Genomic DNA, 14654 nt, shown 5'->3' with positions numbered 1-14654 from the left:
AAAAAGGCTGCTATTTGCAGCCTTTGCAAAGCAATCTCGTTCGCTCTGAACCGATTTTCATCACCACCGGCATGCGACCGAGTCTTCAGACAAGCAGTTTTCGAGGCTTGTTCAGACTTTCCCTAACTCGCCAGCCTCCTCGCCGTATCCAAAGCAGCTCACTGGCTGAGGCTCTTTCGTCCCGGCATGGAGCGCCCATAACGGCGCTAAGCGGCATCCGAATGGAATTCCCATCTGCGGCCGCGGCAAGAACCAGCGCTGTCAACGCCGGTACCAGTGCAACTGCGGGTCTGCTTTCCATGTCACGGACTCCGGCAAATGTTCGTGATCGCGTTGAAGATCATGTTCTCGTAGCTCTGGATAGGAACGCCCCTCACCATCAATGCACCCGCTAAGCGCGCATACGAGTAGTGCTCCGTGATCGCGCCCTGCTGCTCGTATCTGCAAGAAGCGAACGACTGCCCAGCATTGAAGGTATAGGCATAGGGATCCTTGAACCTGATGGTCACGCCCGATGATCACCATCCGTTCGCACGCACAAGGTCAGTACGCACGTACGGTGTCGCACGCGCACAGACAGGGCGAATCGGCAAAGGGCGCGGAGAATAGTGGGGTCGCCGTGCCAACTCGAACGGATTTATGGCACATCCGGTCGGTACGCAGTGGACGCAACATCGCGTGGACGGGGCGCGCACGGCAGCAGGAGGAATCTCGAAATCCAGTCCAAAAGACCGCGGCACACGAATTGACAGGATAAGCCGCAGGAATTGGCGATATCAGGCCATCGGCGGATCGCACAAATTCACAGATATACTTGTAGCCATGGATATCCCGCACTCGCGGAACATCTAGCCCTTGCCAGCATCTCCGCTCGTCCTCGAAAGCCCGGTATGGCGCACGTCCTTGCCGCGCACCAGATAGATCACCTGCTCGCACAGGTTCTTGCAGCGGTCGCCGATGCGCTCGAGGGCGCGGGCACACCACAGCAGATCCAGCGCGGCGGGAACACGGTCGGACTGGCGTTGCATCAGATCGACCAGCATCGCGGAGACTTCCTTGTAGAGCACGTCCACTTCGCGGTCGCGACGCAGGCGTTCCAGCGCACGGTCTTCATCCATGCGGGCGAAGGTGTCGAGTGTGCCGCGCAGCTGGTCGCGGACCAGGCTGCCCATCTCGGCCAGTTTCATCGTGTAGCGTTCGCCCAGATCGATGCTGCCGAGCTTCTCCGACAGTTTGGCGATGCGCTCGGCCTCGTCCCCGATGCGTTCGAGGTTGGTCACCATGCGCACGCAGGCAAGGACCAGGCGCAAATCCGATGCAGCCGGCTGGCGCCGCGCGAGGATCTGCGTGCAACGCGCGTCGATTTCCAGTTCCGAGGCATTGACTGCCTCTTCCCGCGCAATCACGTCGGCGGTGCGCCGCGCGTCGCGCTCGGCCAGGGCTTCCAGCGCCGTGGCAAGCTGCGATTCCACCAGTCCGCCCATGGCCAGCACCTGGCGGGTCAACGCCGCCAGCTCGGCATTGAATTGCTGGGATATGTGCTGGCTCAGGTGAAGGCGATCCATGGTGTGCAGGTAGAGGTGTCGGGATTCGCGGAAGAGTACTTCGTCCAGATTTCGACTTTTCGAAACCGAGCGAAGGAAAGTGGCGGTCGGCCGTACCGGGCGTCAGGCGAGGAACTTGCCGGTGATGTAGTCCTCGGTCTGGCGCAGGCGCGGATTGGTGAACAGCCGCTCGGTGGCATCGAACTCCAGTATACGCCCGCCGTGCATGTAGGCCGTGTAGTCGGCCACGCGCGCTGCCTGCTGCATGTTGTGCGTAACCAGCAGCACGGTGTAATGCGCACGCAGCGTGACCAGCAGCTCCTCGAACTTGAGCGTGGAGATCGGATCGAGCATCGACGCCGGCTCGTCCATCAAGAGGACTTCCGGCTCGACCGCAATCGCCCGGGCGATGACCAGGCGCTGCTGCTGCCCGGCGGAAAGCTCCAGCGCGCTGCGCTCCAGGCGGTCGCGCACTTCTTCCCAGAGGGCCGCGGCGCGCAATGCCGCCTCCACCCGTGCCTCGATCTCCGAACGCGAACGAATTCCCGCCAGGCGCAGGCCAAAGGCGACGTTTTCGAGCACCGGCATGGGGAACGGATTGGGCCGCTGGAACACCATGCCGACGCGTCGGCGCAGGTCCGGCAGGACGACGTCCGGGGCGTAGGCGTCCACGTCCAGTACGCGCACCTGGCCCTCGACACGGCACTCGGCAATCTCGTCGTTGAGCCGGTTGAAGCAGCGCAGCAAGCTGGACTTGCCGCAGCCGGACGGCCCGATCAGCGCCGTCACGCGATGCCGCGGAACGTCCAGGTCGACGCCGTCGAGCGCGGGCACATCACCATAGTGCAGGCGCAGCCCCCGTGTCTGGATGGCACATTCGATCGCATCGAGCAGGCCGCCCGGCATGGCATCGGTCGTCATCGGCGCAACCGGCAGCGCGGCGACGTTCATGAGGACAACCGCCGGCCGCGCTCGCGCAGGCGGTTGCGCACCAGGATGGCCGTGAGGTTCAAGCCGATAACGACGATCACCAGCAGCAGTGCCGCGGCATAGGCCTGCCCCGGCGAGCGGATCGGGTCACTCCCGGCCATTGCGCGATCGTAGACGGTATACCCAAGGTGCATGAATTGCCGTGCCGGATGCAGGTAAGGAAACTCGCCGTCGATCGGCAGCGAGGGCGCATATTTGACCACGCCCACGAGCATCAGCGGCGCCACTTCGCCCGCCGCCCGCGCGACGGCAAGGACGAACCCCGTCAACAAGGCGGGCCGCGCTACCGGGAGGACGACGCGCCAGAGCGCTTCGCTGCGGGTCGCACCCAATGCCAGCGCCCCCAGGTAGAGCCGACGCGGCACGCGCGACAAGCCTTCCTCGGTGGCGATGATGACCACTGGCAGCGTCAGCAGCGCCAGGGTCACCGCCGACCACAACAATCCGCCGGTACCAAAGGTGGCGCGCGGCAGCGCGTCGGCGAACAGGAGCCGGTCAATGCCACTGCCCAACGTGTGCACGAAGAGGGCGAGCCCGAACAGCCCGTAGACCACGGCCGGAATGCCGGCCAGGTTGGCCACCGCCGAGCGCAGCAGTCGCACCACGAGCCCCGTTCCCGAATGTTCGTTGAGCCACACGGCGACCAGTACGCCCAGCGGCATGACGATGATGCTCATCAGAATCACCAGCACGACCGTGCCGATAAGCGCCGGAAACAGGCTGTCGGTGTGCATCGCCATGCCACTGCCGGACAGGAATGCGGCGATGCGCCCGAGGCTGACGCGCCAGCGCGCCACGACGCCGAGCCGGTTTGGCGCCAGCACTTCGACAATATCCCGGCCGGCAATGTCGAACGCCGTCCCGCCATCGTCGATACGCAGGGACCGGGTTTCCGGTAACGCGCGGATGGCCGCATCGTCGCCGCGGCCGACCAGCTCGCGACCATCGCGCAGCAGGATGCTGATCGCATTCGCCGGCTCAGTGCGGCTGAGGACATTGCGGACGGCAATACGCTGGTACGCACCGCCCCGGCGATGGACCTCGCTGCCGCGCACGACCAGGTAGTCGGCCGACTCCGCCACGATCACGAAAAGCCGGGTGTCACGCACGCCGTCCACCTGATAGGCCAGCTCGGTGATCGGCAGCACCCGAAAACCGCCGAAAGCCTGGCGGCAAAGAATCACCAGCAGCAGCGCCAGCAGGACGAACGCCATGGCTGTCGCACCAGCGAGCCACCACTCACCTGCCGCGTCGCGCCAGCGTGTCCGCAACCGTTGAACGGGCCGCTCCGTTCCGCTCACAGGCCCGCCAGCCGTCGGCGCAGACGGACACGCACGGCATCTGCAACGGAATTGAGAATGAAGCACAGTACAAAAAGCAGCAACGCGGACGTCAGAAGCAGGCGATAGTGCGCGCTGCCAGGCACCGCCTCGGGCGCCTCCAGGGCCAGGTTTGCCGAGATGGCGCGCAAGCCGACAAACGGATTGCCGGTGGCGTCCGGCGTATTGCCGCTGGCCATCAGTACAATCATGGTTTCACCGAGCGCGCGGCTCAGGCACAACAACACCGCCGCGAACAGGCCGGGAGCCGCCGCCGGCACTACCAGGCGCACCAGGGCCTGCCAGCGCGAAGCCCCCAGGGCGAGCGCACCGTCCGTGAGGTGTGCCGGAACGGCAAAAAGGGCATCTTCCGCCAGCGTGAAGAGCATCGGCATCACCGCCAGTCCCAGAACGATGCCCACCAGCAACAGATTCCACGGCGTCGCCGGCTCACCAACGCCCAGTGCATGTGTAATACCACTGCCAATGAGCCACGCCGCCAGGGCCACGCCGGCGATGACCGGTACGCACAGCCACGGTTCGTACCCGGTCGCTCTTCGTCGCCAGCCGGCCGGCGCCGATGGCCAGGCCAGCCCCACGGCGCCGAGCGCGACGGGCAGCAGAGCGGCGAATGCGGCCACCGACACGACATGGCGCGCCAGCCACGGCGCTACGGTGACGCTGGCAACCAGGCCGAGCACCACCGCGGGGACGGCTTCAATCAGTTCAAATACGGGCTTGAGCCAGGCACGTGTGGCAGGTGACGCGAACCGCGCGCACCAGGCCGCCGCGAACAAACCCAGTGGCAGGGCGACCACCATCGCGGCAAACGCCGCCTTGAGACTGCCGACGAACACGGGACGCAGGGCGGCCCACGAAGCCGACGACACACCGGCATCCACCAGCAGGAAGGTCGGAATCCCGGCCACGGCTGCCAGCACAGCCACCGCGGCGCAACGGATCACGCCGTTGGTCCAGCGCTCCCGCCGCAGGCGCCGTGCCAGCTGTGCCCGGAAGACCTGGCCAGGCGAAGGCGCTGCAGATTCAACGGCAGGTACGGGCATCGGCGCAAGCTAGGGGGAATTGTGACAATCCTATTACAGCCCTCCGGGCCGATGTGCCCTGTACGGCTGTCATCGCCCCTTCATCGCCGGGCAACCGCGCCGCAACCTGCCGTCGCCAGCATGTCGGGCGAGGAGCCGACGCATGCGAATCGCGATCGTCACGGAAACCTACCCCCCGAGATCAACGGCGTCGCGCTGACCGTGCAGGCCCTGGCCCAGGGTCTGGACGGCAGCGGGCATCCGGTGCAGTTGATTCGTCCCCGCCAGAAAGACGCCGGCGTCGCCACGGGCGTTTCCGAGGACGTCCAGGTCCGTGGCGCCGGCATCCCCCGCTATCCCGGCCTGCGCTTCGGCTTGCCCGCCCGCCGGCGGTTGGAGAGGCTATGGTCCCTCCAGCGCCCGGATGCCATCTACGTGGCCACCGAAGGCCCGCTGGGTCATTCGGCATTGCGCGCGGCACGGCGCCTGGGCATTGCCGCCAGCACGGGTTTTCACACCCGTTTCGACGACTTTGCGCGGTACTACGGCATTGGCTTTCTCACGCCACTGGTATTCGCCTGGCTGCGTCATTTTCACCGGCACGCCGCGACGACTCTGGTGCCGACCGTCGAACTGCGCGACTACCTGCAGGCGCAGGGTTTCGGCGACGTGCGCCTGCTGCGCCGCGCCGTGGATACCCGCCTTTTCGCGCCGGCCCGGCGTGAGGAATCACTGCGCCGTGAGCTGGGGCTGGACCCCGCCGATCTGTGTGTGATCTATGTCGGGCGGATTGCACCGGAGAAAAACCTGGCGCTGGGCATTCGCGCCTTCCGCCAGATCCAGCAACGCCATCCCAGGGCGCGCTACGTCTGGGTAGGCGACGGGCCCGCGCGGGATGCAGTGGCCACGGCGAATCCCGACTTCGTCTTCGTCGGCGCGCGGCGCGGCGACGAGCTGGCGCGCTACTTCTCCATCGGCGACATTTTCCCGTTCGCCAGCTTGAGCGAAACCTTTGGCAACGTGACGCTGGAGGCAATGGCCAGCGGCGTGTCGACCGTCGCCTTCGACTACGGCGCCGCCCGCGAACACATTCTCCACGGCGAGAATGGTTTTCGCATCGCGCGCGGTGATGAGGCGGCGTTTATCGATGCGGTCGCACAGCTGGCCGACGATGCGCCGCTTCGGCACCGGGTCGCCAGCGCCGCGCGCCGGGCAATGCTTCCGCTCAATCCCCAATCCGTCACCGACCACTTCGCCCGCACGCTTGCCTCCCTGGGGAGATCCGCATGAACGCTCTGGAGCGCTGGAACCACCTGGAAATACGCAGCGGCGAATGGCGACTGTGCCTGGCCGCCAATCGCTGGGGCTCGCGTGACTCCATTGCGCGCTTCTTCGGCCTCATCAGCCGTGCCGGTGACGGCGCCATCTGGTACGTGACGATGGCACTGTTCGCTGCGTTCGGCGGATCACGCGGCCTCCAGGCGGCGCTGCACATGGCGGCAACGAGCCTTGCCGCGCTACTGCTGTACCGTACGCTCAAGCGCAAGACCCGTCGCCCTCGCCCGTTCCGCGCCCACGAAGGCATCATCGCGCGCGTGCCGCCGCTGGACGAATTCAGCTTCCCATCCGGCCACACCTTGCACGCCGTGACGTTCACGCTGATCGCCTGCGCCTACTTCCCCGGCACCGCCGGCGTCCTGCTGCCCTTCACCCTGCTGGTGGCCACCTCGCGCGTGGTGCTGGGACTGCACTTTCCCAGTGACGTGCTCGCGGCGGCGATCATCGGCACCGTGCTGGCCAGTCTGTCGCTATGGCTGATTCCCGGCGTCAGCCTGTTCGCCTGACGACGGGGCCACGCACGCCACGCGCGCGACCGTGACGCACGGCCGGCACTGGAAATCCCAGTCAGCGACATTGGCTACTTGTCCATTTTTCAGCGTCTCGTCCAGTGCCGCGAAATCGACGTCGGCCATCGCCCAGGTTGTGCCACCATCACCCCGCGCCACGACGCCGTCCGCGGGCAGCCCGCGGTCGCTTGGCGCATACAAGGCGGCATACCCCGTGTTGGTATCCAGCGCCGGACTCCAGTCCGCCGCGCCCGCTGTTACCGACTGCGCCACGAAAAACTGGTTTTCCAGCGCGCGCGCCTGGCAGCCGACGCGCACGCGCGTCGCGCCCGCCGGGGTGTCGGTGCAGCTGGGCACCAGCAACAGCCGCACGCCGGCTTCACGCAGGGCCCGGGCATACAAGGGAAACTCGCTGTCGTAGCAGATGGCAACGCCGATACGGCCATGCGCCGTATCGAACACGTGCAAGGCGTCTCCCGCCTCGATCACGCCGCAGGCACGCTCGAAGCCGGTCAAGGTGAGTTTGTCCTGCGTGAAACGCTGCCCATCCGGCAGGTGCAGGCAGGCGCGATTGCGGTAGCGGCCGTTGCCCTGGCGAAGCAGAAACGTTCCCGACAGAACGGTCATTGCGTATTCCCGGGCCAGCGTATCGAACAAGGCGAGCCACGCGCCGTGATACGCCTGCAGCGCCTCGATCGAGCGCACAAAATCCGCCCGGACCGCCGGCTCGAAAATCGCCGCCAGTTCCAGCGAAAGATATTCGGGAAACACTGCCATGTGAGCACCCGCCTGCGCCGCCTCGCCCAGGGCGCCGCGCAGGCGACTGGCAAAGTCGTCCAGCGAGGCGGGCTGGCCGACCGGCCATTGCGCCAGGGCCAGGCGCAGCATCAGCGCTCGCTCCGCAGATCGTGCAGCCAGAAGCGCAGCGCGTGCGGCATAGGCTCCGGCTGGCCAACTTCGCGCCACTCCAGCTCGCAGAACAGGTCGTCCTGGGGAACATAGCCGCGCTTGCGCCAGAACAGTTCATTGCCACGATAGTCGGGCGGACGGCGCGGGTCGTCGGGACGCCGTTCAACCGCGCAGAAAGCGGACTGGCGGAAGCGGCCCAGCTCGTGCGCCCATCCTTCGCGGCGGTCGAAAAACGTGTGGCCCAGCCCACGCCCCCGGTATGCCGGCAGCAGTACCGATTCCCCGAAATAGAAAACATCGCCCGGTGCGATGCCCTTCTCGCGGAATGGTCGCTGGAATGTCTCGGTTTCGTCCGCCAGTGGCAGGGCGGTGGACGCACCCACGACGGCATCGCCGTCGAAAACGAGAACGAACAGGCTTTCGGGCGATTGCGCATAGGTGGCCAGATACTGGGCTTCGTAGGCGACATCGCCGTCGTAGCAGTAGGGCCAATCGCGGAAGACGGCGATGCGCATGGCCGCGACCGCATCAAGATGCCGGGCAACCGCGTTGCCGGTAAAGGTCTGGATCTGCATGCGCGGATGATAGCGGTCTGCATGCCGCGACAGGAGGTCACGCTCCCGGCCGCGGCCGCCAGACGCTGGCGCAGCCAGCGTTTGGCGGTCCTGGTGTGGCAAAAGCGGCGATATCGCCCTTGCGCAGTCCGTCAGGCCTTCTTGGTGGCGGCGATCCAGTCGTCGATCACGCGCTCGAGCAGGACCATCGGCAATGCCCCGTGCGTCAGCACCTGGTTGTGGAACTGCTTGATGTCGAACTTCTCGCCCAGCTCCTTCCTGGCCTTCTCGCGCAGGTCGAGCATCTTGATCATGCCGACCTTGTAACCCAGCGCCTGGCCCGGCATGACGAAGTAGCGCTCGATTTCAGCAACGACGTCGGTCTCGACCATGCCGGTGTTCTCCAGCATGTAGGCAATCGCCTGTTCACGCGTCCACTGCTTGGAGTGGATACCCGTGTCGACCACCAGGCGCACCGCGCGCATCATCTCGTCGCGCAGGCGGCCGAGGTTGTCCAGTGGGTCTTTGTGGAAGCCCATCTCGTAGGCAAGGCGTTCGGTGTACAGCGCCCAGCCTTCCGAGTACGCCGTAAAGGGCAGCACGCGACGGAAGAAGGGAACGCCCTGCAGTTCCTGCGCGATGGCGATCTGGAAGTGATGCCCCGGGATGGCTTCGTGGTACGCCAGTGTGCGCATCGTAAACTTTGGCATTTCCGCCACATTGCGCAGATTGGCGTAGAACTGGCCCGGACGCGAGCCATCAAACGAGCCCGGCTGGTAGTACGCACCCGGCGCGGTGGCCTGGGCGTACTCGGGAACCGGCTTGACCTCCACACCCAGCTTCGGACGCACATCGAAAGCGCTGTCCAGCTTGCCGTTGATATCGTCGATGATGGCCTGGAAGTGGGCCAGCAGTTCCTGCTTGCCTTCGGGCGTATTCGGGAACAGCTGTTCGGGCGCGTTGGTCAGCATCCGCACGCGATCACCGATGGTGCCCTCCGACATGCCACGGTCCACCAGGATCGCATTCATCTCGCCGCTGATGCGCGCCACTTCCGACAGGCCAATCTGGTGGATCTCGTCCGGGGTCATCGTGGTCGTGGTGTGCTGGCGGACGCACCAGGCGTAATAGGCCTCGCCATTGGGAAGGTGCCAGGCGCCGTAGTTGCCCTCGGCCTTGGGCAGCACGCCTTCGTAGTGGGCGATCATCTTGCGGTAGGCCGGGAAGACGCTGTCCTGGATGGCCTTTTCCACCTGGCCCAGCAGTTCTTCACGCGTCGCCGTGGACATGGCTTCGGCGGGAATCTTGTCCAGCTTGTCCTTGAACGTCGTGTAGAGGGTGTTTTCCTTCGCCGGCTTCTCGATGAAGCCGCGCATCTGGGTCAACACTTTCTCGACGGTGAAGCGCGGCGGGATCACGGCCTTCTGCTCGCGCAGCGCCAGCCCTTCAATCACCTGGTCGAACTTCAGGGGGAACTTGGTGAGGCGCGTGACGTAGTCCCTGGCCTCGGATTCGCTCGCGACGGGGTGCTGGTCGGTCATGAAGTCAGCCAGGGCGCTCTGGATGCCCTGCATCTGGTTTACCGGGAACTCATAACCGGCGAACGCCTCGCCCTCGACCTGGATGCGCAGGAAATATTCCAGCACGTCGTAGGAAAGCTTGCCGTCCGACGTCAGGCTCTCGCGGTCGTAGCTCTTGAGCGTGGCGAGGCTTTCCTTGAGCAGATCCATCGCGCGCTTTTCTTCCGCCAGGGAGGCGTCGGCGAAGTCGTCGCTGTAGAAGTCCGCCCAGGGTGGCAGCACGCGCATGCTGGAGAGCATTTCCGGATTGCGCACCGCGAACTTCGCGAACACCCGGCCGTAGAACCAGTCAATGCGCGCCGGTTTGAAGTACCAGACATGCACGAACAGGCCGCCGATGGCGACGACGAACACCACGAATGTCCACAACAACACTTTCAGCAACCGCTTCATGCGACCCCCGGCAACGCTCACGAAAGGCGAACTGTCGCACGTCTGGCGCATACCGGAGGTGCCGAAAGTCACACCGGGCCCGGAAGAGGCGGCGTCTTCGGCACCCGGCCTGCCCTGCCCCCCGGAGACACGCGTCCCTGGCAACCGATTGCCGGCCGCATATACTGGCGCGGTAGCAAGGTCGCCAGGGAGAGCAAGGATGAACTATCGGCACGCCTTTCACGCCGGCAACTTCGCCGATGTGCTCAAGCATTGCGTCCTCGTCGCCCTGCTCGAATCGCTCAAGCAGAAGCAGGCGCCGTTCTGCTACATCGACACCCACGCCGGCAGCGGACGCTACGACCTCCACGGCGAAGACGCCCTCAAGACCCGCGAACACGCCGACGGCATCCTGCGCCTGCTCGACGCCGCGCGCCTGCCGAGTGCGCTGCATGTCTATCTCAACCTCGTCCGCGCGATGAATTCGCACCGCCCGGCGCACGACCTGGCGGTCTATCCCGGTTCCCCCTGCTGGCCAGCCTGCTGATGCGCGACAGTGACCGCGCCCAGCTGTGCGAATTGCAGCCCGATGAAGCGAGCCGGCTGCGCGAGGTCTTTCGCGGCGACTCGCGCATGGCCGTGCACCAGCGCGACGGTTACGAGGCGCTCAAGGGCCTGCTGCCGCCCAGGGAGAAGCGGGGACTGGTGCTGATCGATCCCCCCTTCGAAGCCCAGGAGGGCGAGTTCCGCGCCATTGAAGAGGCACTCACCGTCGCCCAGGCCCGCTGGCCGACCGGCGTTTACGCGATCTGGTATCCGATCAAGTTGCGCCAGAGCATCGTGCCCTTTCACCGCTGGCTGAAGGAAAGCGGCTGGCGCAAGGTCCTGGCGGCGCAGCTTCTGATCCACCCGGACAACTCATCGCTGCGCCTGAACGGGACAGGCATGGTGATTCTCAACACGCCCTGGAAATTCGACCGTCTGCTCGAGGAAATCCTGCCCGTGCTGGCGCATCATCTCGCACAGGGCCGCTTTGGACAGCACAGCCTGGAATGGCTGGTGGGTGATTGAGTCCGGCGCACGCGGCGCGAAACGCGAACGGTTTCGCGCTCCGGCCGTGGATCGGTCGACATCCCCGCAACATTCATTGTCGGACACTGCCGACATCGGCCACGCAGACCAGATACCCCATGCCGGACGCCTTTCGATTGTCGCACTGCACCGTCGCCGCCGCTGCGGCATTGCTGGCCGGTTGTGTGGCGCAGCCGGTGCTCCATCCCACGGCAGCACCGATCGCGGCGCAACCGTACGAAGTGGCGGCGGAGCCCGAACGCTACGCTGACGCCCCCGTGCTCTGGGGCGGAATGATCCTGGCCCTGGACAACCGCGAAAACCGCACCGAGGTCACGGTGCTGGCGTATCCACTGGATCGCGCCCAGCGCCCGGTCCCCGGCGCGCCGACCCAGGGACGCTTCATCATCCTCATCCCCGGGTACGCGGACCGCCATGACTACCCGGACGGCCTGTTCGTCAGCCTCACCGGCCGCCTGGAAGGCACCCGCGTCGGTCGCATCCAGGAACGCCCGTATGTGTTTCCGCTGGTCACGCCCGAACACGTGCACCGCTGGCCCCCGGGCTTCCAGTTTGACCATCCGCAGTGGCACATCGGCATCGGCGTCGGCGTCAACGTGCGTTGACCCCGACGCCGTGAAACGCGATCAGTCGGCCGAGTCGGGCTCGAAGAAGCACCAGCGGACATCCGGGAATTTCTGACGGAACGCCGCTTCGACGCGATTGATGTCCGCGATCATGTCCTTGGGCGACAGGTAGCGGCTCATTTCCGCCTTGATCGCAACCATGATGTCGGTCCCCATCTGCAGCGTGAGCAGATTGAACACGCGCTTGATCTCCGGCTGCGCGTGCAGGAACTCGAGCATTTCCTTCTTCTGACGCGGTTCGACGCCCTGGCCGATGAGGAGCGCCTTCACCTCGATGGCGATGAAGACCGCCACCACGATCAGCAGCACGCCGATCATGATCGAGCCGCCCGCGTCGTACATCGGGTTGCCGGTCACCATGGTCAGGAGAACGGCGATCAGGGCGAACACCAGGCCCAGGAGCGCGGCCAGATCTTCGCCAAAAATGACGATGAGCTCGCTCTGGCGGCTGTCGCGGAACCAGCGCCACAGGCTCTGGTCGCCACGCGCCTTGTTCACCTCGACCACGCAACCCCACATCGAAAACGCCTCGGCGATGATGCCGAAGGTCAGGACGCCGACCGCCAGCCAGGGCCAGCGCAGGGCTTCGGGATGCTGCAGCTTATGGATGCCCTCGTAGATCGAGAAGATGCCGCCGACGCTGAAGAGCATCAGCGCGACGAGGAAGGACCAGAAATAGATCGTCTTGCCATAGCCCAGCGGAAAATCGTCCGAGGGTGGCTTCTTTGAGCGCTTGAGTCCGAGCAGCAGCAGGCCCTGGTTACCGCAGTCGGCCAGGGAGTGCACCGCTTCGGCGAGCATCGAGCCCGACCCGGTCAGGATCGATGCCACCAGCTTGGCCACGAAAATCGCAAAGTTCGCCCCGAGGGCGTAAAGGATCGTCTTTACCGAATCGGCTTTACCGGCCATGTCTCATCCTGCTGACACCACGTTGGCAACACCGAAGTCTAGCATTCATGACCCATCTGCCCAGACCTGGAGTCCGCATGACCACCGCCGCACTTCAACGCATCACGCCCCTGCTATACGTCGACACAATCGAACCGTCCCTGCCGTTCTGGCGTGACGCGCTGGGGTTCTCACTGACGATCCAGGTTCCGCACGGCGACGGCCTGGGCTTTGCCGCCCTGGAGAAGGACGGGCTGGAAATCATGTTGCAGACCATCGCCTCGCTCCGCCACGACGCTCCCACCCTTGCGGACGCCTATCGCGGCGACAAGACCTGGCTTTTCATCGAAGTGGACGACATCGAGGCGATCGAGGCTGCATTGACTGGTCATCCGGTCTGCCTTGCGCGGCGGAAGACCGGTTACGGCGCCACCGAAATCGGATTCGACGAGCCAGGCGGCCACCACGTCGTGTTCGCGCAGTTCAGCCGCTGACGGCCGAGCAGCGGGCTCCGCAGTGGCGCGGCGCGGTGGCAAGATAGCGCCCCGACCACTGCCGAATCGCATCCATGGGACGCTGGCGCCCCCGCAAGCCGCTTCGACCGCGATCATCACGCGCGAAGGCCATGCAAAGCTCAAGGCCGAGTTCGACTACCTCTGGCGCACGCTGCGGCCAGAGGTCGTCGCTGCCCTGTCGGCCGCAGCGGCTGAGGGCGATCGCTCGGAGAACGCCGAATACATCTATCGCAAGAAACAACTCGGCGAGATCGACCGTCGTGTCCGCTATCTGGGCAAGCGGCTGGAGACCCTGAAGGTGGCCGACGGCGCGCCCACCGATCGCAGCGCCGTGTATTTCGGGGCCTGGATCGCGCTGGAGGACGAAAACGGCAGCAGCCAGCATTACCGCATCGTCGGGCCGGATGAAACCGATGCCCAGAAAGGCTGGATCAGCATTGATTCCCCGCTGGCGCGCGCGGCGCTCAAGAAGCGCGTCGACGATGAATTCGTCGCCGAGCTGCCCGGCGGACGCTGCACCTTCGTCATCGTGGATGTGCGTTACGACGCCGAGTCGGCGCCGGGGGTCACGCGCAGCGGCAGCGGATAGGTGCGGCCCGGGCGCAGAGGGCGGAAACATGGTCCGTCCCGGTAGAACGCCTCGTCGGATGTCGCCGAATGCCAGCCGGGAATTCCCGAGATCGGCAATGGCCGCAGCTCCTGGGGATCCTGCAGGAGCAAGCCCCGCGCGATCGCCGCCGCCACCACCGAGATGACCTGCTGGTCGTCGCTGCCGGAATCGATCACCGCAATCGCCTTGCCGGTGATGACCTTGTCGTGGACCAGGGCCATTTCCAGCAACGCATGGCCGAAGACCAGCGCGCGGGCACGGCCGTCCTGCCAGGCCGCACGTTCGCGCCAGAACAGCGCGCCCCAGTCATGCGCATCCCACAGACTCAGCAATGCGCAATCCCGCAGGACGACGATCACGCCGCCCTCGTCGAAGTGAGTCAGCGCGCACTGCGGACGGCTGCGCGCCTTCGGACCCATCCGGGCGATTTCGTCCACCTGGCGCGCGTTGAGTGCGGCCTTTATCGGCGCGAACCGGTGCCAGATCAGGGCGTTGAAGAAGTCATGCCAGTTGTCCGGCCGCGTCGGCACCAGCCGATCGCGGTGGATACGCAGTTCGTAGTGCAGGTCATCGGCAACGAGCTCGGGCGTCTGCGCCACGAAATGAATGCCGGTGCCCGGGCTCAGGCGCCGATTGAGCGCATCGACATCCGGCCACTCGTGCGCCGCCAGCCAGTCTTCGAACGCAGCCCATTGCGCCAGCGGGGGCGTGGCGAACGCCCGCGGATCCACCCTACCGCGCGCCGGGGCGACAAATCGCATCGGC

12 protein-coding genes and 3 pseudogenes are annotated in these 14654 nt (G+C 65.5%); 6 read left to right on the top strand and 9 right to left on the bottom strand.

Translation table 11 applies throughout. The features are described from left to right. Positions 1-848 precede the first annotated feature (848 nt). From phoU to N4264_RS07985, 4 genes are all read right to left on the bottom strand, one after another. Positions 849-1565 (bottom strand): phosphate signaling complex protein PhoU, encoded by a 717-nt coding sequence (phoU, locus tag N4264_RS08000; RefSeq protein WP_261696529.1) that lies wholly within the window; start codon positions 1563-1565, stop codon positions 849-851. 102 nt (positions 1566-1667) lie between these two features. Beyond that, entirely contained in the window at positions 1668-2495 is an 828-nt protein-coding gene (pstB, locus tag N4264_RS07995; RefSeq protein WP_261696528.1) for a phosphate ABC transporter ATP-binding protein PstB, read from the bottom strand. Further along, a complete protein-coding gene (gene pstA / locus N4264_RS07990; protein WP_261696527.1) occupies positions 2492-3748 on the bottom strand; it encodes a phosphate ABC transporter permease PstA in 1257 nt (418 codons plus the stop codon). Before pstA ends, pstB begins: the two co-directional genes overlap by 4 nt. An 83-nt stretch (positions 3749-3831) precedes the next feature. Continuing rightward, positions 3832-4917 (bottom strand): ABC transporter permease subunit, encoded by a 1086-nt coding sequence (locus tag N4264_RS07985; protein ID WP_261696526.1) that lies wholly within the window; start codon positions 4915-4917, stop codon positions 3832-3834. 142 nt (positions 4918-5059) lie between these two features. Here N4264_RS07985 and N4264_RS07980 point away from each other — a divergent pair. Further along, a pseudogene (locus N4264_RS07980) lies at positions 5060-6186 on the top strand (glycosyltransferase family 4 protein). Next, positions 6183-6740 carry a phosphatase PAP2 family protein gene (locus N4264_RS07975; protein WP_261696524.1) on the top strand — a complete coding sequence of 186 codons (558 nt, stop codon included), beginning with the start codon at positions 6183-6185 and terminating at the stop codon, positions 6738-6740. Before N4264_RS07980 ends, N4264_RS07975 begins: the two are co-directional and overlap by 4 nt. On the opposite strand, the gene N4264_RS07970 is transcribed toward N4264_RS07975, so the two are convergent. The 3 genes from N4264_RS07970 to N4264_RS07960 all read right to left on the bottom strand — a co-directional run bounded on the left by N4264_RS07970 (position 6705) and on the right by N4264_RS07960 (position 10179). Next, positions 6705-7628, bottom strand: a complete 924-nt coding sequence (locus tag N4264_RS07970) for a carbon-nitrogen hydrolase family protein (RefSeq protein WP_261697593.1) — start codon at positions 7626-7628, stop codon at positions 6705-6707. The two genes, N4264_RS07975 and N4264_RS07970, sit on opposite strands and share 36 nt — an antisense overlap. A gap of 2 nt (positions 7629-7630) precedes the next feature. Then, positions 7631-8227, bottom strand: coding sequence for a GNAT family N-acetyltransferase (locus tag N4264_RS07965; RefSeq protein WP_261696523.1), 597 nt, complete (start codon positions 8225-8227; stop codon positions 7631-7633). 131 nt (positions 8228-8358) lie between these two features. Next, entirely contained in the window at positions 8359-10179 is a 1821-nt protein-coding gene (locus tag N4264_RS07960) for a DUF885 domain-containing protein (RefSeq protein ID WP_261696522.1), read from the bottom strand. 199 nt (positions 10180-10378) lie between these two features. Between N4264_RS07960 and N4264_RS25795 the strand changes: the two are divergent. Continuing rightward, positions 10379-11229: pseudogene (locus N4264_RS25795) on the top strand (23S rRNA (adenine(2030)-N(6))-methyltransferase RlmJ). A gap of 119 nt (positions 11230-11348) precedes the next feature. Continuing rightward, on the top strand, positions 11349-11855 hold the full coding sequence (locus N4264_RS07945) for a Slp family lipoprotein (RefSeq protein WP_261696519.1): 507 nt from the start codon (positions 11349-11351) through the stop codon (positions 11853-11855). 21 nt (positions 11856-11876) lie between these two features. Here the strand turns inward: N4264_RS07945 and N4264_RS07940 are convergent, their stop codons facing one another. Beyond that, positions 11877-12785 carry a cation diffusion facilitator family transporter gene (locus N4264_RS07940; protein WP_261696518.1) on the bottom strand — a complete coding sequence of 303 codons (909 nt, stop codon included), beginning with the start codon at positions 12783-12785 and terminating at the stop codon, positions 11877-11879. 77 nt (positions 12786-12862) lie between these two features. Here N4264_RS07940 and N4264_RS07935 point away from each other — a divergent pair, with 77 nt between their 5' ends. Further along, entirely contained in the window at positions 12863-13258 is a 396-nt protein-coding gene (locus tag N4264_RS07935) for a VOC family protein (protein ID WP_261696517.1), read from the top strand. 74 nt (positions 13259-13332) lie between these two features. After that, positions 13333-13868, top strand: a pseudogene (gene greB, locus N4264_RS07930) (transcription elongation factor GreB). On the opposite strand, the gene N4264_RS07925 reads toward greB, so the two are convergent. Then, complete coding sequence (locus tag N4264_RS07925; protein WP_261696516.1) at positions 13820-14650, bottom strand: DUF3025 domain-containing protein; 831 nt, start codon at positions 14648-14650, stop codon at positions 13820-13822. The pseudogene greB and the gene N4264_RS07925 sit on opposite strands and share 49 nt — an antisense overlap. Positions 14651-14654: the final 4 nt, after the last annotated feature.

Origin of the sequence: Tahibacter amnicola (assembly GCF_025398735.1) — a bacterium.
GTDB classification, from domain to species: domain Bacteria; phylum Pseudomonadota; class Gammaproteobacteria; order Xanthomonadales; family Rhodanobacteraceae; genus Tahibacter; species Tahibacter amnicola.
This window is presented reverse-complemented; position numbering and strand designations above follow the sequence as displayed.